This is a genomic window from Xanthomonas sp. NCPPB 2933 (genome assembly GCF_056725225.1).
The window spans coordinates 2833369-2855154 of sequence record NZ_CM161518.1 but is presented as its reverse complement, the minus strand read 5'-3'; the positions used below and the strand labels follow the sequence as shown (position 1 = coordinate 2855154).

The 21786-nt window shown below is 64.1% G+C and carries 21 protein-coding genes; 16 read left to right on the top strand and 5 right to left on the bottom strand.

Annotation, left to right across the window (positions count from 1 at the left end; translation table 11 throughout):
* Window positions 1-141: 141 nt before the first annotated feature.
* Together AC1PLU_RS11620 and AC1PLU_RS11615 are read right to left on the bottom strand one after the other, a co-directional pair.
* Window positions 142-2514, bottom strand: coding sequence for a 3-hydroxyacyl-CoA dehydrogenase/enoyl-CoA hydratase family protein (locus tag AC1PLU_RS11620; RefSeq protein WP_481106305.1), 2373 nt, complete (start codon window positions 2512-2514; stop codon window positions 142-144).
* A gap of 25 nt (window positions 2515-2539) precedes the next feature.
* A complete protein-coding gene (locus AC1PLU_RS11615) occupies window positions 2540-3172 on the bottom strand; it encodes a TetR/AcrR family transcriptional regulator (RefSeq protein ID WP_006448733.1) in 633 nt (210 codons plus the stop codon).
* A gap of 219 nt (window positions 3173-3391) precedes the next feature.
* Here AC1PLU_RS11615 and ndk point away from each other — a divergent pair, with 219 nt between their 5' ends.
* The 8 genes from ndk to AC1PLU_RS11575 all read left to right on the top strand — a co-directional run bounded on the left by ndk (window position 3392) and on the right by AC1PLU_RS11575 (window position 11447).
* A complete protein-coding gene (gene ndk / locus AC1PLU_RS11610) occupies window positions 3392-3817 on the top strand; it encodes a nucleoside-diphosphate kinase (RefSeq protein WP_006448732.1) in 426 nt (141 codons plus the stop codon).
* An 18-nt stretch (window positions 3818-3835) separates the two neighbouring features.
* A complete protein-coding gene (rlmN, locus tag AC1PLU_RS11605; RefSeq protein ID WP_023903986.1) occupies window positions 3836-5041 on the top strand; it encodes a dual-specificity RNA methyltransferase RlmN in 1206 nt (401 codons plus the stop codon).
* A 10-nt stretch (window positions 5042-5051) separates the two neighbouring features.
* Window positions 5052-5825, top strand: coding sequence for a tetratricopeptide repeat protein (locus AC1PLU_RS11600; RefSeq protein WP_481108518.1), 774 nt, complete (start codon window positions 5052-5054; stop codon window positions 5823-5825).
* Window positions 5822-6682 carry a RodZ domain-containing protein gene (locus tag AC1PLU_RS11595; RefSeq protein ID WP_481106304.1) on the top strand — a complete coding sequence of 287 codons (861 nt, stop codon included), beginning with the start codon at window positions 5822-5824 and terminating at the stop codon, window positions 6680-6682. Before AC1PLU_RS11600 ends, AC1PLU_RS11595 begins: the two co-directional genes overlap by 4 nt.
* Window positions 6683-6752: 70 nt before the next feature.
* A complete protein-coding gene (locus tag AC1PLU_RS11590; RefSeq protein WP_481106303.1) occupies window positions 6753-7391 on the top strand; it encodes a YfgM family protein in 639 nt (212 codons plus the stop codon).
* Window positions 7391-8608, top strand: coding sequence for an outer membrane protein assembly factor BamB (bamB, locus tag AC1PLU_RS11585; protein WP_074057500.1), 1218 nt, complete (start codon window positions 7391-7393; stop codon window positions 8606-8608). The genes AC1PLU_RS11590 and bamB overlap by 1 nt, the downstream gene beginning before the upstream one ends.
* A gap of 10 nt (window positions 8609-8618) precedes the next feature.
* A complete protein-coding gene (der, locus tag AC1PLU_RS11580; protein ID WP_481106302.1) occupies window positions 8619-10016 on the top strand; it encodes a ribosome biogenesis GTPase Der in 1398 nt (465 codons plus the stop codon).
* 210 nt (window positions 10017-10226) lie between these two features.
* A complete protein-coding gene (locus AC1PLU_RS11575; protein ID WP_481106301.1) occupies window positions 10227-11447 on the top strand; it encodes a molybdopterin molybdotransferase MoeA in 1221 nt (406 codons plus the stop codon).
* A 158-nt stretch (window positions 11448-11605) separates the two neighbouring features.
* On the opposite strand, the gene moeB is transcribed toward AC1PLU_RS11575, so the two are convergent.
* Window positions 11606-12805: a molybdopterin-synthase adenylyltransferase MoeB gene (gene moeB / locus AC1PLU_RS11570; RefSeq protein ID WP_481106300.1), complete on the bottom strand. Its 1200-nt coding sequence runs from the start codon at window positions 12803-12805 to the stop codon at window positions 11606-11608.
* A 46-nt stretch (window positions 12806-12851) separates the two neighbouring features.
* Here moeB and AC1PLU_RS11565 point away from each other — a divergent pair, with 46 nt between their 5' ends.
* Window positions 12852-13067: a hypothetical protein gene (locus AC1PLU_RS11565; RefSeq protein ID WP_043889779.1), complete on the top strand. Its 216-nt coding sequence runs from the start codon at window positions 12852-12854 to the stop codon at window positions 13065-13067.
* 194 nt (window positions 13068-13261) lie between these two features.
* Window positions 13262-14242, top strand: coding sequence for an exodeoxyribonuclease III (gene xth, locus AC1PLU_RS11560; RefSeq protein ID WP_481106299.1), 981 nt, complete (start codon window positions 13262-13264; stop codon window positions 14240-14242).
* Here xth and AC1PLU_RS11555 read toward each other — a convergent pair.
* Complete coding sequence (locus AC1PLU_RS11555) at window positions 14235-14510, bottom strand: hypothetical protein (RefSeq protein ID WP_481106298.1); 276 nt, start codon at window positions 14508-14510, stop codon at window positions 14235-14237. The two genes, xth and AC1PLU_RS11555, sit on opposite strands and share 8 nt — an antisense overlap.
* 204 nt (window positions 14511-14714) lie before the next feature.
* Between AC1PLU_RS11555 and AC1PLU_RS11550 the strand changes: the two genes are divergently transcribed.
* Genes AC1PLU_RS11550 through AC1PLU_RS11540 form a run of 3 tightly spaced genes read left to right on the top strand, consistent with a single transcriptional unit; the run spans window position 14715 to window position 16930 of the window.
* On the top strand, window positions 14715-15968 hold the full coding sequence (locus tag AC1PLU_RS11550) for a molybdopterin molybdotransferase MoeA (protein ID WP_481106297.1): 1254 nt from the start codon (window positions 14715-14717) through the stop codon (window positions 15966-15968).
* Window positions 15969-16014: 46 nt separating this feature from the next.
* Window positions 16015-16584, top strand: a complete 570-nt coding sequence (locus AC1PLU_RS11545) for a molybdenum cofactor guanylyltransferase (protein ID WP_481106296.1) — start codon at window positions 16015-16017, stop codon at window positions 16582-16584.
* Entirely contained in the window at window positions 16568-16930 is a 363-nt protein-coding gene (locus AC1PLU_RS11540) for a hypothetical protein (RefSeq protein WP_006448716.1), read from the top strand. Before AC1PLU_RS11545 ends, AC1PLU_RS11540 begins: the two co-directional genes overlap by 17 nt.
* 28 nt (window positions 16931-16958) lie before the next feature.
* Here the strand turns inward: AC1PLU_RS11540 and AC1PLU_RS11535 are convergent, their stop codons facing one another.
* Window positions 16959-17957: a precorrin-2 dehydrogenase/sirohydrochlorin ferrochelatase family protein gene (locus AC1PLU_RS11535; RefSeq protein ID WP_481106295.1), complete on the bottom strand. Its 999-nt coding sequence runs from the start codon at window positions 17955-17957 to the stop codon at window positions 16959-16961.
* 82 nt (window positions 17958-18039) lie between these two features.
* Between AC1PLU_RS11535 and AC1PLU_RS11530 the strand changes: the two genes are divergently transcribed.
* From AC1PLU_RS11530 to AC1PLU_RS11520, 3 genes are all read left to right on the top strand, one after another.
* On the top strand, window positions 18040-18612 hold the full coding sequence (locus tag AC1PLU_RS11530) for an ANTAR domain-containing response regulator (RefSeq protein ID WP_481108517.1): 573 nt from the start codon (window positions 18040-18042) through the stop codon (window positions 18610-18612).
* Window positions 18613-18616: 4 nt separating this feature from the next.
* Entirely contained in the window at window positions 18617-19681 is a 1065-nt protein-coding gene (locus AC1PLU_RS11525) for a CmpA/NrtA family ABC transporter substrate-binding protein (protein WP_481106294.1), read from the top strand.
* A gap of 916 nt (window positions 19682-20597) precedes the next feature.
* Entirely contained in the window at window positions 20598-21767 is a 1170-nt protein-coding gene (locus AC1PLU_RS11520) for a nitrate/nitrite transporter (protein ID WP_481108516.1), read from the top strand.
* Window positions 21768-21786 lie beyond the last annotated feature (19 nt).

The window sequence follows — 21786 nt, the reverse complement described above, 5'->3', positions numbered from 1 at the left end:
TTGGGGATTCGTCATTTGGGATTCGTCAAAGCGAATTCCGGTGTCCGAATGGTCCTGCCCGGCGGATGAATTTGGTGGAAGCGAGAATGTCAGAGGGCAGGGGAGCCGAAGTTACGAATCCCCAATCCCGAATCCCGAATCTCAGTTCCTCAGCGGCTTGCCCGTCTTGAGCATGTGCCCAATCCGCGCCTGGGTCTTTTCCTGCTGGGCCAGTTCGACGAAGTGCTTGCGCTCCAGCTTGAGCAGCCATTCTTCGTCGACCAGCGCGCCGCGATCCACTTCGCCGCCGCACATGACCGTGGCGATGCGGGTGGCGATTTCGTAGTCGTATTCGCTGATGAAGCGGCCTTCCAGCATGTTGACCAGCAGCATCTTGAAGGTGGCGATGCCGACGTCGCCGGCGACCTGGATGCGGCGTGCCGGCAGCGGCGCGCGGTAGCCGCCTTCGGCCAGTGCGCGCGCTTCGGCCTTGGCGATGTGCAGCGCTTCGAAGCTGTTGAACACGATCTTGTCGGTGGCGCGCAGCAGGCCCAGTTCCTGGGCATTGACCGCCGAGTTGGAGACCTTTGCCATCGCGATGGTTTCGAAGGTCTTCTTCAGCTCGGCGAACACATCGCCACCCGGGCCAGCGGCAATCGATGCGCGCACGGCGATTTCCTTCAGGCCGCCACCGGCCGGCAGCAGGCCGACGCCGGCTTCGACCAGGCCGATGTAACTTTCCAGCGAGGCCACCGTCTTGGCGCTGTGCATCTGGAACTCGCAACCGCCGCCCAGCGCCAGGCCGCGCACTGCCGAAATCACCGGTACCTGCGCGTACTTGATGCGCTGGCTGGTGGCCTGGAAGTTGGCGACCAATGCTTCGAACGCATCCACCTTGCCGGCCTGCAACAGGCCCAGCGCGCCAGCCAGATCGGCACCGGCGGAGAAGGGTTCCTTCTGCTGCCAGATCACCAGCCCGGCGAAGTCTTTCTCCGCGCGGCCCACGACTTCCTGCAGGCCGTTGAGCACGTGATCGGAGACGGTATTCATCTTGGTCTTGAAACTGACCACGGCGATATCGTCGCCGTCGTGCCACATACGCACGCCGTCGTTTTCGAACACCGTCTCGCCCGGGGAGAACTGCTCGCCCAGCAGCGGATCCGGGAAGCGCTGACGCTTGTACACCGGCAGTGCCGAGCGCGGCAGCTTGGCATCGCGCGCCGGGCTGTACGAGCCTTCGGCCGCATGCACGCCGTCGCGGCCGTCGAACACCCAGTTCGGCAACGGTGCGCTGCTCATGCTCTTGCCGTTGGAGATGTCTTCGGCAATCCACTGCGCCACCTGCTTCCAGCCGGCAGCCTGCCAGGTCTCGAACGGGCCGAGCGACCAGCCGTAGCCCCAGCGGATCGCCAGATCCACGTCACGCGCGGTTTCGGCGATATCGGCCAGATGGAAGGCGCTGTAGTGGAACAGGTCGCGGAAGCTGGCCCACAGGAACTGCGCCTGTGGGTGCTGGCTTTCGCGCAACTTGGCAAACTTTTCGGCCGGGTTCTTGATCTTGAGGATCTCGATCACTTCCGGTGCGGCAGTGCGATCAGCGGCGCGGTAATCCTGCTTCTGCAGGTCCAGCACCACGATGTCCTTGCCGACCTTGCGGAAGATGCCGGCGCCGACCTTCTGGCCAAGCGCGCCCTTGGCGATCAGCGCGTCGAGCCACTTCGGCGACTTGAAATATTGGTGCCACGGGTCATCCGGCAGGGTGTCGCCCATGGTCTTGATCACGTGCGCCATGGTGTCCAGGCCGACCACGTCCGAGGTGCGGTAGGTCGCCGACTTCGGGCGCCCGACCAGCGGGCCAGTCAGGCCGTCCACTTCATCGAAACCCAGGCCGAATTCCTGCGTGTGATGGATGGTGGCCAGGATCGAGAACACGCCGATGCGGTTGCCGATGAAGTTCGGCGTGTCCTTGGCGTACACCACGCCCTTGCCGAGCGTGGTGACCAGGAAGCTTTCCAGCCCTTCCAGCACGGCCTTGTCGGTGCCCTTGGCTGGAATCAGCTCGGCCAGGTGCATGTAGCGCGGCGGGTTGAAGAAGTGCACGCCGCAGAAGCGGTGGCGCAATTGCTCGGGCAGTACGTCGGACAGCTTGTTGATCCCTAAGCCGGAGGTGTTGGAGGCCAACACGGCGTGATCGGCAACGAACGGGGCGATCTTCTTGTACAGGTCCTGCTTCCAGTCCATGCGTTCGGCGATCGCTTCGATGATCAGATCGCAATCGCGCAGCTGTTCGAGACCACTCTCGTAGTTGGCCGGCGTGATCGCCTCGGCCAGCGCCTTGCTGGCCAGCGGGGCGGGGCTGAGCTTGCCGAGGTTGGCGATGGCCTTGAGCACGATGCCGTCGGCCGGACCCTCCTTGGCAGGCAGGTCGAACAGCACGGTGTCGACACCGGCGTTGGTGAGGTGCGCGGCGATCTGCGCGCCCATGACGCCGGCACCGAGCACGGCGGCGCGACGGACTAGCAACGGATTGGACATAGCAATTAGCCTCTTGGTGGAACGTTTACGGTGTGGAATGAGCGCGGAAACCGGGTTCCGCGAAACGAATCAGTTCGCGCGCGGCCCGCGCACGGTGGTCGGCCTCGCTGACGCCGGCCGGGCGCTTGATCAGCCCGAAGTCGGCCATCGCATAGGTCAGCGCACCGGCCAGAAAATCCAGCCGCCAGTACAGCTCTTCCTTGCTCAGGCCCGGCACGCAGGCGGCGATGGCCTTGCCGAATTCGCGCAGCACATGGCCGTAGTGATCGGACAGGAACTTGCGCAGGTTGTCGTTCTTTTCGGCGTAGGCACGTGCGATCACGCGCACGAACGCGCCGCCACTCTGGCGGTCCTGCGCCATCGCCAGGGCAGGCTCGACGAAGGCAGCCAGCACCGCGGTGAGTTCGCCCGGATGCGCACGCTTGGCAGCTTCCAGCTGCTGCAGACGCGCGGTGGTCATCTCGTCCATGCGGCGGCGGAATACCTCGTTGACCAGGTTTTCCTTGGAGCCGAAGTGGTAGTTGACCGCGGCGATATTGACGTCGGCTTGGGTGGTCAGCTGGCGCAGCGAGGTGCCGGCGAAGCCATGCTGTGCGAACAGCTCCTCGGCCGCGCCGAGAATGCGGTCCTTGGTGGAGAAGTGGGCGGGCTTGGGCATGCGCAGGGGTGGAACTCAATCAAACGATTGTTTGAGTCTACGGGCTGGAGACTGCGCCGGTCATGCGGCAATGCAGCACGATTCAGGAGGCGGTGTGCAAAGGTCTTCACTAAGAGATAGAATTGACCATCGCAAAGAAGCCTAAGCCCGCGTTTTGACGCGGGTTTTTTTCATGATAACCTCGGGTCTTCAAGTGGCCCGCCCAACGGAGATCTTCCCATGGCGCTGGAGCGCACCCTGTCCATCATCAAGCCCGATGCCGTCGCCAAGAACGTCATCGGCGAAATCTACAGCCGTTTCGAAAAGGCCGGCCTGAAGATCGTGGCCGCCAAGTACAAGCAGCTGTCGCGTCGCGAAGCCGAAGGCTTCTACGCCGTGCACCGCGAGCGTCCGTTCTTCAATGCGCTGGTCGAGTTCATGATCTCCGGCCCGGTGGTGATCCAGGCGCTGGAAGGCGAGAACGCCGTTGCTGCACACCGTGACCTGCTGGGCGCGACCAATCCCAAGGACGCTGCGCCGGGCACCATCCGCGCCGACTTCGCCGATTCGATCGATGCCAACGCCGCCCACGGCTCGGATTCGGTCGAGAACGCTGCCAACGAAGTCGCGTATTTCTTTGCCGCTACTGAAGTGGTCTCGCGCTGAGGCCGAGAGAGTCGAATCGTGAATGAGGTCGTGATCCCCTCCGTGCTGCAGGACGTCCCTGTCCGTACCCCGGAACTGCGCAAGCAGAACCTGCTCGACCTCGACCGCGAGGGACTGGAGCGCTTCTTCGCCGACACGCTCGGCGAAGCGCGTTACCGTGCCCATCAGGTGATGAAGTGGATTCACCATCGCTACGTCACCGACTTCGACCAGATGACGGACCTCGGCAAGGCGCTGCGTGCGAAATTGCACCAGCACGCCGAGGTCCTCGTCCCGACCGTCGTGTTCGACAAGCCTTCCACCGACGGCACCCACAAGTGGCTGCTGGCCATGGGCACCGATGGCAAGAATGCGATCGAGACGGTGTATATCCCCGACAAGGGCCGTGGCACGCTGTGCGTGTCCTCCCAGGTCGGCTGCGGCTTGAACTGCACCTTCTGTTCGACCGCGACCCAGGGCTTCAACCGCAACCTCACCACCGCCGAGATCGTTGGGCAGGTGTGGGTAGCGGCGCGCCATCTGGGCAACGTGCCGCACCAGCAGCGTCGTCTCACCAATGTGGTGATGATGGGCATGGGCGAGCCGCTGATGAATTTCGACAACGTCGTGCGCGCGATGAGCGTGATGCGCGACGATCTGGGCTACGGCCTTGCCAGCAAGCGGGTGACGCTGTCGACCTCCGGCCTGGTGCCAATGATCGACCGGCTCTCGACCGAAAGCGATGTGTCGCTGGCCGTTTCGCTGCATGCCGCCAACGACGCGCTGCGCGAGAGCCTGGTGCCACTGAACAAGAAGTACCCGATCGCCGAGCTGATGGAGTCGTGCGCGCGCTATCTGCGCGGCAACAAGAAGCGCGATTCGGTCACCTTCGAATACACCTTGATGAAGGGCATCAACGATCAGCCGGAGCATGCGCGTCAGCTGGCCCGCTTGATGCGTCAGTTCGACAATGCGGTGCAGTCAAAGGATGCGGGCAAGGTCAACCTGATTCCGTTCAATCCGTTCCCGGGCACGCGCTACGAGCGTTCTGGCGAGACGGAGATCCGGGCTTTCCAGAAGATCCTGCTCGACGCGCAGGTGCTGACGATGGTTCGCCGCACGCGTGGCGACGATATCGACGCCGCGTGCGGACAGCTCAAGGGGCAGGTCATGGACCGTACCCGTCGCCAGGCAGATTTCCTGCGCACACTGGAAGGCCAGGCCGATCGCGATGCGGCAGCGTGATCTCGCGTTAATGGCGGCTGTGGCGATCGCGCTTGGCGCAGTCGGCTGCGGTGGTCGTAATGCCAAGGCCGGGAGTGTGGAACAGGTAGCGCCGAGTTACGATTTCCGTGACAGCGCAGCAACGCGTGATCGGATTGCATTGGAGCAAAGACTTGGTCTTGCGAACAATCGCCTGCAAAGTGGTAACTATGCCGCCGCCGAACAGTTGGTGCGTGAGGTTCTAAAAAAAACGCCCAATTCGGTTGATGCGTTGATGTTTCTGGGTGTGATTCAGCAGGGGCAGGGTAATCCGGCAGCAGGTGAGACGTATCGCCGTACCGCTGAACTCGCGCCCCAACGTGGCGATGTGTTGAACAATTATGGTGCTTGGCTGTGTGCGAACGGCCAGGCACTGGAGTCTCTGGCCTGGTTTGATCGTGCGCTGCAGGATTCTAACTACCCACCGGCACCGGCTTTGGCTAATGCGGGTGGATGCGCGCTGCAGTCTGGGCAATCGGAGCGCGCTGTACGCGATCTCCGTAAAGCGTTAGAACTGGATCCGGTCAACGCATATGCGCTCGAATCAATGGCGCGCTACGAGGCCGGGCGAAAGACCTATTTCGAAGCCCGCGCGTTTATCGAAAGACGTCTTGCGGCTGCACCGGTCACTGCTTCCGTGTTACAACTCGCCATTCAGATTGAGCAAGGGCTCGGCGACAAGGTAGCCGCCGGCCGTTACCACCAGCGGTTGGTCAAGGAATTCCCTGACGCAGCGACCGCCAACCCCGGGGCCAATGCATTGTGATCAATGATTCCCATCCGAACCCTTTCGAGCAGGAAAAGGGCTGCGGACAGCATTTGCGCGAAGCGCGCGAAGCAGCAGGTCTGAGCGTGGAAGATGTCGCCGGCAAGCTGCGCATGCCGGCACACGTGGTGCGTTCGTTGGAGCAGGAAGAGTGGCAGCGTCTGGGCGCACCGGTCTTCGTGCGCGGTCAGCTGCGCAGTTATGCGCGTCTGCTGCATGTGGACCTGGAGCCGCTGTTGCTGCAGGCGACCATTGCGCCGGTCGAACCGGTCACCCTGGTCAGCCATACGCATACCCCGCGTGCGCGCCGCATTCTCGAAAGCACCGCGCGCAAGGCGATGTATGTCGTCATCACCGGTGTGTTTGCCGTACCGGTCTGGTATGCGACCCGCTCGCATCTGGATGGCAACGCGCCGAGTACGGTGTCGCTGGACAGCATGCCGGAAGCGGCAAACACCGGCACATCCGCCGCGGGTGCAACGCAGCCGGCCAATGCGCCACGCGAGCAACCCGCGCCGTACATCGCGTCGATGACGCCAGTGCCGCGGGCCACACCCGACGTGGAGACGTCTGCAGCTGCGGCCGCCAGTGGCGGCAGTTTGTCGTTGAGTTTCAGCGGCGACAGCTGGGTGCAGATTCTGTCACCGGATGGCAGCGCGGTCGAAAAAGCGCTGGTGCGTGCCGGCGAACGTCGCAGCTATTCGCCGGGGCAGGTGGGTCGCATCGTGCTGGGCAATGCGTCGGCGGTAGAGGTTCAGCAAGGCGGCAGTATCGTCGATCTGAAACCGTTCCAGCGCGCTAACGTGGCCCGTTTTGCGGTATCCTCCGACGGCTCCGTGGTACCTGCTTCCGAGTGAAGCGGACTGCGGTTTTTCATTTTTCCCTATTGATGTTCCGCGCCTCCGGGACGACGGAGCGAGAGTACGCATGGCGATCGACGATCTGCTGGACGAACACGAACAAGGCGAACGCGTTCGTTCCTGGTTGAGAAAGAATGGCGCGGGTCTGGTGGGCGGCGTCGTGGTTGGCCTGGCCCTGATCCTGGGCTGGCAGTGGTGGCAGAAGCACACCAACACCCAATCGGTGGAAGCCAACACCCGTTACGAGGCGGTGGTGAAGTCGATCCAGGGCAAGGACCTGGACAAGGCCGCCAAAGAGATCGTGGCGCTCGACGACGGCAAGGGCGGTGTTTACGCCGAGCTGGCTGCGCTGCGTCTGGCAAAGGCCCAGGTGGATGCCGGCAAGCACGCCGAAGCGATCAAGACATTGCGCGACGTGCCCGCCGAAGGCGAGCTCAAGCAGATCGTGCAGCAGCGCCTTGCGCGCGTGCTGACCGAAAGCGGCAAGCCGGACGAAGCGATCAAGCTGCTGGCCGATGCGCAGGACCACACCAGTCTGGAGATCCGCGCCGATGCGCTGGTTGTGCAGGGCAAGCCGGATGAAGCGCGTGCGCTCTACGCCAAGGCCCTGACCACGGTGGATGTGGCCTCGCCGCAGCGCCGTTTGCTGGAAATCAAGCTGATGGATGTGGGCGGCAAAGTGCCCAATCCGGCGGAGCCGATTTGATGAAGCAGGTTGATATGTACAAGCGCATTGCATTGATCGCCCTGATGGGCGTGTCGTTGGCGGGTTGCAGCACGGTCAAGGGCTGGTTTGCCGGGAAGGATGCTGCTGCCAAGAAGGCGCAGGAACCTGCCGAACTGGTCAAGTTCGAGCCCTCGGTCAAAGTGGACAAGCTGTGGTCCACCGGCGTCGGCAAGGGCGAGGGCCATATCGGCGTGCGTCAGCGTCCGGCCGTGGCCGATGGCAAGGTGTACGCCTCGGCGATCACCGGTGGCGTGGAGGCATTGGACCTGCAGACCGGCAAGCGCGTGTGGGAATACAAGCCCAAGAAAGAAGAGCGCAACGATCGCAAGTTCAAGCAGCGCCTGTCCGGTGGCCCCGGGGTTGGCGAAGGTCTGGTGGTGATCGGTACGCTGTCTGGCGACGTGATTGCGTTGAACCAGGCCGATGGCACCGAAAAGTGGCGCGCCAAGGTACCGAACGAGGTCATCGCTGCACCGGCCATTGCGCAGGGTTTGGTGCTGGTGCGTAGCAACGACGGTCGCGTCAGCGCCTTCGATGCGACCACCGGTGAGCGCCGCTGGTTCCATGCCGAGGAAGGCCCGACCCTGTCGGTGCGCGGCAATGCGCCGATCGTCACCGGCCCGGGCGTGGTGTTCGTCGGCAATGACAGCGGCACCTTGAGTGCGCTGGCGCTGCAGGACGGACGCCCGTTGTGGGAACAGGCCATCGGCGTGCCGGAAGGCCGTACCGAGCTGGAGCGCATGTCCGACGTGGATGGCGCACCGGTACTCGACGGCACCACGCTGTACGCAACCAGCTTCAAGAACGAAACCCTCGCACTGGAAGGCCCGAGTGGCCGTCCGCTGTGGACGCGCGATCACGGCGGCGCCGGTGGCGTTGGCGTGTCGTCCAGCGTGGTGGTGGTGTCGGATAACGCCGGTTCGGTGTGGGGCCTGGACAAGAGCAGCGGTGCGGCGATGTGGTCGCAGGCTGCGCTTGCACGTCGCTCCCTGACCGGTGTGGCCATCCAGGGCGATTACGCCGTGGTTGGCGATTACAAGGGTTATCTGCACTGGCTGAAACTCAGCGATGGTGCACTGGCCGCGCGCGCTCGCGCTGGACGCGACACGCTGCTGGCGCAGCCGATCGTCGTGGATGGCATTCTGTTGGTACAAAACACCGATGGCGATATCACCGCCTTCCGGTTGGCACAATAAGGACTTTGCGATGCTGCCCCTGGTCGCCCTGGTTGGACGGCCCAATGTCGGCAAGTCCACCATTTTCAATGCGCTGACGCGCACCCGTGACGCGCTGGTCCACGACCAGCCCGGCGTCACCCGCGACCGTAACTACGGGGTCTGCCGTCTCGACGAAGAGCGCCCCTTCATCGTCGTTGATACCGGCGGTATCGCCGGCGACGAGGAAGGTCTTGCCGGCGCCACCGCGCGTCAGGCACGTGCCGCTGCCGGCGAAGCTGATCTGGTGCTGTTCGTGGTCGATGGCCGCGAAGGCGCGTCATCGCTCGACGACGAGATCCTGGCCTGGCTGCGCAAGCTGGCGCGCCCGACCGTGCTGGTCATCAACAAGATCGACGGCACCGACGAGGAAACCGTGCGCTCGGAGTTCGCGCGCTACGGGTTCTCCGATGTGGTGGCGTTGTCTGCAGCGCATCGGCAGGGCATCGACGAGTTGCTCGAAGAACTCGGTGCGCGCTTGCCTTCCGAAGGTGCCGGCGAGTTGCTGGATACCGACCCGGCGCGTGTGCGCATCGCCTTTGTCGGCCGACCGAATGTGGGCAAGTCGACGCTGGTCAATCGCCTGCTCGGCGAAGAGCGCATGATCGCCTCGGAAGTGCCGGGTACCACGCGCGATTCGATCGCCGTGGACATGGACCGCGACGGGCGTCAATACCGCTTGATCGATACGGCCGGCCTGCGTCGCCGTGGCAAGGTCGAGGAGGCGGTGGAGAAATTCAGCGCGTTCAAGACGCTGCAGGCGATCGAACAATGCCAGGTCGCGGTGCTGATGCTCGATGCCGGCGAAGGCGTCACCGATCAGGATGCGACCATTCTTGGCGCGATCCTGGACGCTGGCCGCGCGTTGGTCGTGGCGATCAACAAGTGGGACGGGCAGAGCGACTATCAGCGTGCGCAGGCCGAAGACCTGCTGTCGCGCAAGTTGGGCTTTGTCAGCTGGGCCGAGGCGGTGCGGATTTCCGCGCTGCACGGCTCGGGCATGCGCGAACTGTTTCAGGCGATCCACCGGGCGCATGCCTCGGCGACGCATGAATTCAGCACCAGGGAAGTCAACCAGGCGCTGGAAATCGCCTACGAGACCAATCCGCCGCCGAGCATCCGTGGTCACGTCTCCAAACTGCGTTACGTGCATCCGGGTGGCGCAAATCCGCCGACCTTCATCGTGCATGGCACGCGTCTGAAAGTGTTGCCGGAGTCGTACAAGCGCTATCTGGAAAACTTTTTCCGCAAGCGCTTCAAGCTGGTCGGCACGCCGGTGCGTTTCATCTTCCGCGAAGGCGCCAATCCGTACGAAGGCAAGAAGAACACGCTCACCGAGCGGCAGGTGGCGCGCAAGCGGCGCTTGATGAAGCACGTCAAGGGCAAGTAGGCAGGGCTGCCGCGCCTGGCGTGGCGTGCCATCTTCGATGAGCTGGCATGCGTGGCGTGCTAGCTCCAGCTTGGGTTGAGTAACGCGCCTGGAAGCTGCCGTGTTCGCGCGGTTCGTGCTGGCCGGAGTGCGGGCCGTGCTCTCTGACGGACAGGTGATCGTTCTGGTCGCCGCTCTGAGTCGGCATGGCGCACTGGTATCCTGCGCGCCATGACCGACTATCCCTCCCGCATTCCGTATGCGCAGGCGCTGCAGATTCTGCAGGCCGTTGCGGCCAACAACCGTCCGCCCGATGAAAACATCGCCACCTCGCGTGCCGATGGGCGGATTTCCGCTGCCGATCTGATTGCACCGCTGGCACTACCGCCATTTGCCAACAGTGCGATGGACGGCTTTGCGTTGCGGCATGCCGATGTCGCTGGCGGCGATGCGTCGTTGCAACTGGTCGGCGAACAATTCGCTGGCGAGCGTTGGACCGGCACGCTCAGCGCAGGCCAATGTCTGCGCATCACCACCGGCGCGCCGCTGCCCGATGGCGCCGACACGGTGATCCCGAAGGAAGATGCAGACGAGCGCGATGGTGTAGTGCGTTTCCGCACGATGCCTGTGTTGGGCGCGGCGGTGCGTCTGGCCGGCAGCGACGTGCGCGCGGGCGATCTGGTAATCCAGAGCGGGCAGGTGTTGACGCCTGCCCGCATCGGGTTGGCAGCTGCGCTCGGTCTGTCGCGGCTTGCGGTGGCGCCGCGGCCCACCATTGCGGTACTGGCCACCGGTGACGAGCTGGTGGAGCCGGGCATGCCGCTGGGGCCGGGGCAGATCTACAACAGCAACCGCGACATGTTGATGGCGCAGTTGCGGGCGCTGGGCTACGCGCCGACAGCATGGCCGACCTTGCCGGATGATCCGCAGCGGATCCGCACCATGCTGGAAGATGCAGCCGCTGCATTCGATGTGGTGATCACCTGCGGCGGCGTCTCGGCCGGGGAAAAAGACTATCTGCCACAGCTGATTGGCGAACTGGGCCGCATCCACTTCTGGCGCGTGCGCATGCGCCCGGGCATGCCGGCGGTGCTGGGGCAGATCGGCCGCTGTCTGGTGCTGGGTTTGCCGGGCAATCCGGTGTCGGTGCTGGCGACGCTGATCGCCTACGGTGTGCCGCTGCTGGATGGCTTGCAGGGACGCAGCGAACCGCGTCCGGTGTGGCATGCAGCGCTGGCAGGCCCGTGGGAAAAGCGCCACGAACGCCTGGAGTTTTTGCGCGGACGGCTGGAGTGCGGCGAGGACGGGCGGTTGACCGCGCTGCCGCATCGCGGCGATGCGTCGCATCTGTTGCGTGGTGCGGCCGATAGCAATGCACTGATCGTGTTGCCGGAGCCGGCACGACGCTTCGAGGCAGGCGAGATCGTGCGGGTGATTCCTTACGCGCTTTGATCGCTCACTGGAGCAGTGGCGAACAACACGTGGCGGTAGCTCTCACGCGCGTGTGCGGCAAGCGTGTAGGTGGCAGGTCGAAGCGCTGCGGCCGGGCGGTGTGCCATGACGCCCGCTCAGGCCTGGCTGACGCTGCGCAGTCGATTTAAGTGCCGCTTTCAGCCGACTGCGCTGCCGCAGAACGCGGCGTAGTCGGCATAGCCGTGGAACGCGGTGCCAGGCGCGCAGACCGGGCAATGCGGATCGGGTGGCAGACGGATTTCGCGAAAGCGCATGGCCAAGGCATCGAAGCTGAGCAGGCGCCCGGCCAGGCTGTCGCCGATGCCCAGCAGCAACTTGATCGCCTCGCTGGCTTGCAGCAATCCGATGACGCCAGGCAGCACGCCGAGAACGCCGGCGTCGGCGCAGCTGGGGGCAAACTCCGGCGGTGGCGGTTCGGGAAACAGGCAGCGATAGCAGGGCGCATGACCGCGGTTGCGGCCGGCATCGAACACACTCAATTGCCCTTCAAACTGCTGCACTGCGCCGTAGACCAACGGTTTGCCGAGTTTGACGCAGGCATCGTTGAGCAGATAACGCGCAGGAAAATTGTCCGCACCGTCGATCACCACATCCACGTCCTGCAGCAATGCTTCGACATTGCTGGCGGTGACGCGTGTCTGCAGCGCGTCGACCTGCACGCGTGGGTTGAGTGCGGCGATGCGCTGCGCAGCCGAGGCGACTTTCGCGATACCCACGCTGTCTTCGGTGTGCAGAATCTGGCGCTGCAGATTGCTGCGATCCACCACATCGTCGTCGGCGATGCGCAGATGGCCGATACCGGCAGCCGCAAGATAAAACGCGGCCGGCGAGCCAAGCCCGCCCGCGCCGACCAGCAACACGCGCGCGCGCGCCAGCCGCTGCTGGCCTTCGAGACCGACCTGCGGCAGGCGTAGATGGCGCGAATAGCGCTCTAGAAAATCCTGTTCGTCCGCCGGCAGCGTGGGCCGCACCAGCGGCAGGCCGTCGTTTGTCCACGCGGTGGTGCCGCCGAGTACTGAAGACACCGCTGTATAGCCGTGCGCACGCAGCACCTCGGCCGTCTGCGTAGAGCGCTTGCCGCTTTGGCAGATCAATACGATCTCGCGTGTGTGCTCGGGCAGATGCCGTGCGGGTGCAGTTTCCAGATCGCTCTGCACGATGGCCAGTGCGCCTTCGGCCTGGCCGCTGGCGCGTTCGTGCAGTTGCCGGATATCGATCAACAAGGCGCCCTGCATGGCACGAGCGCGGGCGTCGGCGGGAGTGATGTCGTGGCTGCTCATCCCGCCATTGTCGCGCAAACACCGATACGGCGATGTGCTGGCTGGCGGCGTTGGCATCAGGCTCACCGAGGTCGCGGTAGCGTGGAGGCAAAAGGAGACAGTCATGACACCTGAGATCGATGCGCAACTGAAACACCTCGCCGACGAATTGCCCGATATCCGACGCCAGCACCCGGATGATTTCTGGGATGTCTTCCATGCACGTGCGGAGACGATCACAGCGAAGGCCGATTCGACAGAACAAGCCGCACAGATCGTCAAGCGGATCGACGAGATGCTGGCGGCCCATCAGCTCGGGCCTGCGGACCCTGGAGCTTGAGTAAGCGTTTCGCGTTGCAAGGCCGACAAAACCGGTTCGGCAGTGCTTGCTGCTTCGGCATTGACTGCTGAGCTAACTGTGCGGCATGGCCTTCACATGGGCGGGGTAAGCAAAGGCTTCACCTCGCTTGAGCACCGGCTTCATGCGGCTGCAGCCATTGTCGCTACCTTACGCAAAGGGCCGCTCGCATTCCCATGTCAGCCACCACACGCAAGATCGCCACCTTCAACGTCAATGGCATCCATAGTCGGCTGCCGCATCTGCTGGAATGGCTGCAGCGCGAGCAACCGGACATCGTCGGCTTGCAGGAGCTGAAAGCCACGCAGGAGGCGTTTCCGGAACAGGCGATCCGTGACGCCGGCTATGGGGTGATCTGGCAGGGCGAGAAGTCGTGGAATGGTGTGGCCCTGCTTGCACGGGGCGCAGACCCGGTGGAGATTCGTCGCGGCCTGCCGTGGGACCCAGGCGATAGGCAAAGCCGCTATCTGGAAGCTGCGATTCACGGCGTGGTGGTGGCGTGTCTGTATCTGCCCAACGGCAATCCGCAGCCGGGGCCGAAGTTCGATTACAAGCTCGCCTGGTTTCAGCGCTTGATCCGCCATGCCAAGACCTTGGTCGAGTTGCCGCATCCGGTGGCCTTGATCGGCGATTTCAACGTGGTGCCGACCGATGCGGATATCTACGACCCCAAGGGCTGGCGCAAGGATGCGTTGCTGCAGCCCGAAAGTCGCCAGGCATATGCAGGGCTGTTGCAGCAAGGCTGGACCGACAGCTTGCTGGCCGTGCATGGCGATACACCCATCTACACGTTCTGGGATTATTTTCGCCAGCACTTTGCGCGTGACCGCGGCTTGCGTATCGATCATCTACTGCTCAATCGCACGCTGGCGCCCGGCTTGCAGGATGCCGGCGTGGACAAGTGGGTGCGCGCCCTGGAGAAGGCCAGCGACCATGCGCCGACCTGGATCAGCGTGCGTGTGCCGGATGCAGTTGCAGAGACAGTGGTGGAGACCGAGGCTGCGTCGAAGCCGCGCAAGCGTGCGGCTGTGAAAAAGACGCCTGCGCGCGCGACGGAAAAGAAAAGCGCATCGAAGGCCGCCGCCAAGAAGGCTGCAGCAAAAAAACCGCCACCCCGCACTACCAAGCCGCGCAAGGCAGCCAAGCGCGTCAGCTGATGCCACTCAGCTGGCGATGCTTGATCCGTTGCAGCACATAGCCGGTGATGGCGGTCAGCAGGATCAGTGCATTGCTGACGATAAATACCGCATTGCCGACCAGATAGCTGTAAACGATAAACAACACCGAGGCGCTGATCTGACCGACAAACAACCAGCGCGAGACACCCTGTGCCGCAGGCGACTGCCATTGCTTGTAAATCTGGCGGATCAAGGTGGCGATCAGAACGGCGCTGGCGAGCCAGCCAACAAGGTCGACGAATTGCATGGTGAGCAAAGATGAAAAAACTAACTGCAAGTGTGCGGCGCAGCGTGTTGACGATGCGTTCGAGCAGCGTCGAGCGCTGGGGTGATCGCGTGATCGGTCACTGGTGCATTCGCCGTCGCAACGCCGTCGCGGCATGCCTGTACCAGCCGCGCTGGAGGCCGGTATCCTAGCCAGGTCATCCATCGGTCGGCAGTCGCCTTGCTCATGATCAGCTACGCCGAAGCCCTTGCACTGATCCATCAGCAGGTCGCCACGCTTGCCAGCGAGTGGGTGGACAGTGCGGACGCGCAAGGCCGCGTGCTTGCGCAGGCATTGTCGAGCCCGGCCGAGCTGCCGGCTTTTGATAACAGTGCGATGGATGGATTTGCGCTGGTCACCGATGGCCGTGGCGCAATGACCGCAAGTGAGTACGCGGTCGGTGGCAGCGTTGCCGCAGGCGAAGATGCGGGTGGCATTACGGCAGGCGCTGCCTGGGAAATCATGACCGGTGCCGGCTTGCCGGTAGGTACGGATGCCGTGGTGCCGATCGAACAGGTGGAGCTGCTGGCGCATGACGGCGCAGGCCCCAGCCGCATCCGGCTGCGCGCCGATGTGCGCGTGGGCCAGCACATTCGCCGACGCGGTGAAGATCTGGCCTTGCACGATCGCGTGATCGAGGCCGGTACGGTGCTGCGCGCTGCGCATCTGATGCTGCTGGCCGGGCTGGGCTGCGCGCGGGTGCAGGTAGTGCGGCGCCCGCGTGTGGCCTTGATCGCGACCGGCCGCGAATTGGTGGGCGATCCTGCGCAGCCGCTGCAGCCCGGCCAGATCCGCGATGGCACCAGCAGCTATCTGCTCAGTCAGTTGCATGCAGCCGGTGCCGAACTGGTGTGGCGAGGGCAGGTGGGCGATGACGTTGCTGCCTTCGATGCGGCGCTCGCGCAAGCGCGACATGCGGGAGCCGACGTGATTCTGAGCACCGGTGCGGTGTCGCGTGGTCGCTACGATTTCGTGCCGGATGCGTTGGCGCGACATGGGGCGGCGTTGCTATTTCATAAGGTGGCGGTGCGGCCAGGCAAGCCGGTGTTGTTGGCGCGCTTTGCGGACGGCGCGCTGTATTTCGGTTTGCCAGGCAATCCGATGGCCAGCGCTGCCGGGCTACGCTTTTTTGTCGAGCCGGCCTTGCGTGGTTTGCTGGGCATGCCTGTGGAGCGCGGTTTGTGTGTTGCGCTGCACACACCGATGCATGCACGACCGATCTGGCGGCAGCACCTGCGCGCGCGTTTGAGCTGCAGCGATGCCGGTGTGCTCTGCGTGCAGATCTTGCCGCAGCAAGAGTCGTTTCGCGTGGCGCCGTTGTTGCAGGCCAATGTGTGGGCGGTGCTGGAGCCGCAGGACGATGGCGCCGCGCCCAGCACGACGGCGCAGGTGTTCGGCCTGGGGCATCTGCAGGCGGCTGCGCCGGCGATTGCGCCATGAGCGTGCGTTGGCCTACAGCGCGACGCAGTGCCTGCGAGCAGGCGGCATGACCGCCACACACCCGTGGATCGGTGTGGTGCTGGCCGGCGGCCGTTCCTCGCGCATGGGCCAGGACAAGGCGCTGCTGCCGTGGCACGGGCGCCCATTGGTTGCGCATATGCAGGCGTTGCTGCGCGATGCCGGCGCGCTGGATGTAGTGATCAGCGGTGATCGTCCGGGCTATGCGGGGATTGCCGATGCGCAGCCGGATCTGGGGCCGCTGGGCGGTCTGGCCAGCGTGATCGATCATGTGGCCGATGCAACCACACTTGTGGTGGTACCGGTCGACATGCCGCTGCTGTCCAAACCATTGCTGGAGCGACTGCTGGCGCCACCAGACCAACGCTGCGCCGCTTTCGAAGACGAGATGTTGCCGATGCGTCTGTACGTGGATGGCGTCGTGCGTGAGGCGCTCTCGGTGTTGATGGCCGGCGCTGCATCGTCACGCTCGCTGCGCGCCTTGCAGCGTTCACTGCAGTGCCATCGCGTGGCTGTCACCGCCAGCGAACGCGGCGCGTTCGTCAATTGCAATACGCCCGAGCAGTGGAGTCAGCTCAGTCATGAAAATCCAGATTGAAGGTCAGCAGCTGCGCTTTCGCATCGACGAAGCCGAATTGGCCGAGTTGCTTGCCGGGCGCACCGTCGATAACGAAAGCCGCTTGCCGAGCGGGCAGGGCGCGCGATTGGTGCGCCACAGCGTGAGCCTGACCGGCGGTCACGCGGCCTGCAACTGCGCCACCGATCATTGGCAGTTGTCGGTGCCGCGCGATGCGCTGGAGGAGCACGCACGGCAGTTGCCCAGCCGCGACGGGCTGAGTTTCAGCTTCGATGCCGGGGCTGGCCATGCCGAACACACGGCGCTGCGTGTGACCTTCGATATCGATGTGCGCGACAGTGCACGCAAGCGGTTTCCGAAAGCGTGATCCAGCTGCGGCCGCAGCTGCGTGCCGCTTATGCGTTGGCGTGCATGTGCATGGCAATGCCGGGCACACGATCACACGCCAGGCCCCGCGCATGCAGCGCTGCTTCAATCGCAGCAGCATCGGCATCGCTGTAGCCGGCGCCGCTGCGCAATGCGACCACGTGCAGGCCTTCTGTCGCCAGTTCCAGCAACAGATGCTGTTGTGCAGCGGCATCGCGCGGCAAGGCGCGGCGTGAGGCATCGCGACGCGCCAGTTCCAGCACCGCATCGGGGATGTCGTCGCCGATCAGCAGCACGTCGGCCAGATTCATCGCGCGTAGCGCTTTCAAGGTGATCAGGCCGGGATCGCCCGGGCCGGTGCCGACCAGTTGCACGCTGCCACGCGCCGGCACCGCGCCGGCATCGTCCAGTGCCGCGGTGAATGCGGTTTCGGCGGCGTCATCGTTGCCGGCCTGCAGCAGCAGCGGCACGTCGCCATCGATGACGCGATCGAACCAACGTCTGCGCCGATTCATATCCGGGAACTGGCTGCGGATGCGCTCGCGGTGACGCGCAAATAGTCCAGCGAAGCGGCCGACCGAGGCATCCAGCTCGCGCTCCAGCCGTTCGCGCAGACGCCGTGCCAGCATGGGTGCGGCGCCTGCCGAGGAGATGGCGATGACCAGCGGGTCGCGGTCCACGATCGCCGGCACCTGGTAGGTCGACAGCTCTGCATCGTCCACCACATTGACCAGGCGCTGACGCGCGCCGGCGGCAGTGGCGACACGTTGATTCAAGTCGGCATCGTCGGTGGCGGCGACCACCAGCCACACATCGTCGATCCAGGCTGGATCGAATTCGCCGCCCAACTGCTCGAAGCGACCGGCTTGCATCAATACATCGAGTTCGGGCGAGAGCGCATGCGCATACAGACGGATCTGCGCGCCGGCCTTGAGCAGGGCGAGCACCTTGCGCGTGGCGACCTCGCCACCGCCGATCACCAACACGGGGCGCGCTTGCAGGTTTGCGAACAACGGGAACAACGGCATCAGACGGACTCCGAAAAGATGACTCGCACCGACAGCATGTTGCATGGCACCATCCAGCCACGTCCACGCCTCGCCGCCGCCAATGCGTGTTTTGCTGGTCAACGATACCGAAAAGCCGATTGGCGAACTGCGCCAGGCATTGACGCGCGCCGGTTATACGGTGCTCGACGATGTGGCCTCGGTCGGTGCGTTGCTGCATGCGGTGCAGAGCCAGCAGCCGGATGTGGTGGTGATCGACGTGGACTCGCCTTCGCGCGATACCTTGGAGCAACTGTCGATGCTGCACGCCCATGCGCCGCGCCCGGTGGTGATGTTTTCCGGCGATGGCGACGATGCGTTGATCCATGCGGCAGTGGGCGCAGGCGTCACCGCGTATGTGGTCGATGGCCTGGCACCGGCGCGGCTGGCGCCGATCGTGCAGGTGGCGCTTGCCCGATTCGCGCAGGAAAGCAGCATGCGCCAACGTCTGGACGATGTGCAGCAGGCGCTGCAGGACCGCAAGCAGATCGATCGCGCCAAGGGCCTGCTGATGGAAAAACGTGGCCTCAGCGAGGCTGACGCCTACGCGGCGCTGCGCCAGCAAGCGATGAAGCAGGGCGTCAAACTGGCCGAAGTGGCGCGACGCATCGTGGCCATGGCCGAGCTGTTGGGATGAACACATGAGCCAAGCCAACCTCCCCGTATTGCGCGTGGCCTACATGCCGCTGATCGATTGCGCACCGCTGATCGCGGCGCAACGGCTGGGCCTGGACCGTGCGCATGGCTTGCAGTTGGAGCTGCAGCGTCAGGCGTCATGGGCCGGCGTGCGCGACCGTCTGCTGGCCGGCGAGGTCGATGCGGCGCATGTCTTGGCCAGCCTGGTGTATGCGATCGATCTCGGCATTGCCGGGCCGCAATGCCCGATGGCGTTGTTGATGACGCTCAATCACAACGGCCAGGCGATCACGCTGGCACCTGCGCTCGCGCAGGCCTTGGCCGATGGTCACGCGTTGCCGCAGGTGCTGGCCGGTCTGGGCCGCCGTGCGGTGTTTGCGCAGACCTTTCCCACCGGTACGCATGCGTTGTGGCTGTATTACTGGCTGGCCGCACGCGGGGTAGACCCGATGCGCGATGTGGATGTGCTCAGCATTCCGCCGCCGCAGATGCCCGAGGCCTTGGCTAGCGGGCTGGTCGATGGCTATTGCTCCGGCGAGCCGTGGGCCGCGGTGGCCGAGGCGCACGGCAGCGGTCGCCGCGTGATCCGCAGTGGCGAGTTGTGGGCCGGCCATCCGGAAAAAGTGCTGGCCTGCCGGCGCGAGTTCGCCGCGCTGCAACCGGAGTTGACCGAGCGCCTGACCGCCTGCGTGCTTGAAGCCTGTCGCTGGCTGGATGCGGCGCCGGGCAATCGCGCGCAGTGTGCGCAGTGGTTGGCCGAGCCGCAGCATATCGGTGTGTCGGCTGCGCATCTGGCGGCGTGTCTGGACGCCGATGTCGAGATTCATGCGAACGATGCGACGGCGCTGGCCTTTCATCGCAATGGTGCGGTGAACATGCCGTGGCTGTCGGATGGCGAGTGGTTCCTGACCCAGTTTCAGCGTTGGGGCTGGCATGACATCCACGACGACGACATCGCGCGGCTGCGCGACATCCATCGGCTGGACAACTATCGGCGCGCGGCAGCCCGCGTGGGTGTAGCTGTGCCGGACGACGATCACCGCAGCAATCGGTTGTTCGATACGCTCTAGGGCGAATGACTACATGACCTTGTTAGCGCTGTGCTGGAGCGCGTTACCGGCAAGGCAACCGGCATGGACCCGCATGCACTCCGAACTCTTGCGCATGCTTGCACTCGTCTGACGCTTGAAGCTTGAGTTGGTTGTGGAGCTATCGATCTGTGGGTTTGCTGGAGGGCCCTTGCCCGCCCACCATCGCGGGACACGCCGCAAGTACGTCCGTGTAGGCTCTTACGCGGCGTAAGGTCCCGCGACGGTGGGCGGGCAAGGACCAGTCGAGTTGGTCGGTTTGCATGGCTTTTAACAAAGCAGCCAGGAAACTCTCTGGTGCGGTGTCCTCGCCGATTGCGGGACCGTGTGGCGGCATGGATGCCGCCACCGAGCCTCCACGGACGGATTCACGGCGTGTCCCGCGAGCGGCGAGGGCGCCGCGCGCTCGACTAACTATGCTTTTGACCTAGACATTCGATCGGTGTGCACGCGTGCTAGATGAGGCTTCCGAGCACCAGCCGTGCAGTAGTTTTGTTCGGCGCTATCAGGCGTGCCAAGCGGCAGAGCAAGTGGTACACGACGCACGCTGTTGGTGCATTGCTGCACGAAAGATGGGAATGGTGAGCTGCACTGGCGTGTCGACAGGCCGTCGTGAAATCGGACGCGCTGCATCCAAAACACTATTTTTCAATGACTTGTATCGTCGTGATGCTCGGGTGAGCAAGTTGGCACGTTGATTGCGTAGTGATTACGTGCAGGTGCAACGGCGTGCCTGCAACAACACGAACACGATGCAGTGGATCAACGGCGATCCGCACGCATCCGGGACAACGGCGTCCTTCCGGTTTTACCGGAGGGGCGCCGTTTTTTTTTGGCCATCGCATTCGAAGAGGTCTCTATGCAGCGCTCGTTCTGGCGATCCGGGCACACGCCCACCTTGTTCGCATCCTTTCTGTATTTCGACCTAAGCTTCATGGTGTGGTATCTGCTTGGTCCGCTGCAGGTGCCGATCGCGCAAGCGCTGGGACTGGATACGCAGCAGCGTGCCTTGATGGTGGCGGTGCCGATTCTGTGCGGCGCGGTGTTGCGGCTGGTGCTGGGCATGTTGGCCGACCGCATCGGTGCCAAGCGTGCTGGCGTTGTCGCACAACTTGCGGTGATTGCCTCGTTGTTCGGTGCATGGCAGTTGGGCGTGCACAGCATGGGGCAGGTGTTGTTGCTGGGCGTGCTGCTCGGCATTGCCGGCGCCTCGTTCGCGGTCGCGCTGCCGTTGGCCTCGCGTTGGTATCCGCCCGAGCATCAGGGCACTGCGATGGGGATTGCCGGTGCAGGGAATTCCGGCACGGTGCTGGCTGCATTGTTCGCACCGATGCTGGCGTTGGCGTTCGGTTATCAGAACGTGTTCGGACTGGCGTGCATTCCGTTGCTGTTGACGCTGATCGTGTTCGTCTTGATCGCGAAAGAAGCACCCGCGCCGGTCGCGCGCAAGCGCTGGGCCGACTATGGCCGCGTGCTGGTGGGCAATCGCGATGCGTGGCGCTTCATGTTTTTTTACTCGGTGACCTTCGGCGGCTTTTCCGGGTTTGCCAGTGCATTGCCCGGGTATTTCCACGATCAGTTCGGCTTCGATGCGCGCACTGCTGGGTGGGCGACGGCTGCCTGCGTGTTGGCGGGTTCGGTGATGCGTCCATTGGGCGGTGTGATTGCCGACCGCGTTGGCGGCACACGTGCCTTGCTCACGGTGTATCTGTTGGTTGCCGCGTTGGTGGGCATCGCAGGTTTCGGTGCCGGCGGCGCGATGGTGACGCTGGCGTTGTTCGTGTTGACCTTGCTGTGCTTGGGCGCCGGCAATGGCGCGGTATTTCAGCTGGTGCCGCAGCGGTTTGCGCAGGATATCGGGGTGATGACCGGCTTGATCGGGATGGCCGGTGGCATCGGTGGATTTGCGCTTGCTGCAGGCTTGGGCGTGCTTAAGCAGCACACCGGCAGCTATGCGATCGGCATGTGGTTGTTCGCGGCCTTCGCACTCGGTGGCTGGGCGCTGCTGGCCGGGGTCAAGACGCAATGGCGTAGCGAATGGTCCAGCGCCGGCGCGGCGCGCGTCTGAACATGTCGACAGGAATCCA

Coding starts and splice junctions, on each gene's coding strand:
- AC1PLU_RS11620 (WP_481106305.1), bottom strand. CDS start 2,514: ATGTCCAATCCGTTGCTAGTCCGTCGCGCCGCCGTGCTCGGTGCCGGC.
- AC1PLU_RS11615 (WP_006448733.1), bottom strand. CDS start 3,172: ATGCCCAAGCCCGCCCACTTCTCCACCAAGGACCGCATTCTCGGCGCG.
- ndk (WP_006448732.1), top strand. CDS start 3,392: ATGGCGCTGGAGCGCACCCTGTCCATCATCAAGCCCGATGCCGTCGCC.
- AC1PLU_RS11600 (WP_481108518.1), top strand. CDS start 5,052: ATGGCGGCTGTGGCGATCGCGCTTGGCGCAGTCGGCTGCGGTGGTCGT.
- AC1PLU_RS11590 (WP_481106303.1), top strand. CDS start 6,753: ATGGCGATCGACGATCTGCTGGACGAACACGAACAAGGCGAACGCGTT.
- bamB (WP_074057500.1), top strand. CDS start 7,391: ATGAAGCAGGTTGATATGTACAAGCGCATTGCATTGATCGCCCTGATG.
- der (WP_481106302.1), top strand. CDS start 8,619: ATGCTGCCCCTGGTCGCCCTGGTTGGACGGCCCAATGTCGGCAAGTCC.
- AC1PLU_RS11575 (WP_481106301.1), top strand. CDS start 10,227: ATGACCGACTATCCCTCCCGCATTCCGTATGCGCAGGCGCTGCAGATT.
- moeB (WP_481106300.1), bottom strand. CDS start 12,805: ATGCCAACGCCGCCAGCCAGCACATCGCCGTATCGGTGTTTGCGCGAC.
- AC1PLU_RS11565 (WP_043889779.1), top strand. CDS start 12,852: ATGACACCTGAGATCGATGCGCAACTGAAACACCTCGCCGACGAATTG.
- xth (WP_481106299.1), top strand. CDS start 13,262: ATGTCAGCCACCACACGCAAGATCGCCACCTTCAACGTCAATGGCATC.
- AC1PLU_RS11555 (WP_481106298.1), bottom strand. CDS start 14,510: ATGCAATTCGTCGACCTTGTTGGCTGGCTCGCCAGCGCCGTTCTGATC.
- AC1PLU_RS11550 (WP_481106297.1), top strand. CDS start 14,715: ATGATCAGCTACGCCGAAGCCCTTGCACTGATCCATCAGCAGGTCGCC.
- AC1PLU_RS11545 (WP_481106296.1), top strand. CDS start 16,015: ATGACCGCCACACACCCGTGGATCGGTGTGGTGCTGGCCGGCGGCCGT.
- AC1PLU_RS11540 (WP_006448716.1), top strand. CDS start 16,568: ATGAAAATCCAGATTGAAGGTCAGCAGCTGCGCTTTCGCATCGACGAA.
- AC1PLU_RS11535 (WP_481106295.1), bottom strand. CDS start 17,957: ATGCCGTTGTTCCCGTTGTTCGCAAACCTGCAAGCGCGCCCCGTGTTG.
- AC1PLU_RS11530 (WP_481108517.1), top strand. CDS start 18,040: ATGCGTGTTTTGCTGGTCAACGATACCGAAAAGCCGATTGGCGAACTG.
- AC1PLU_RS11525 (WP_481106294.1), top strand. CDS start 18,617: ATGAGCCAAGCCAACCTCCCCGTATTGCGCGTGGCCTACATGCCGCTG.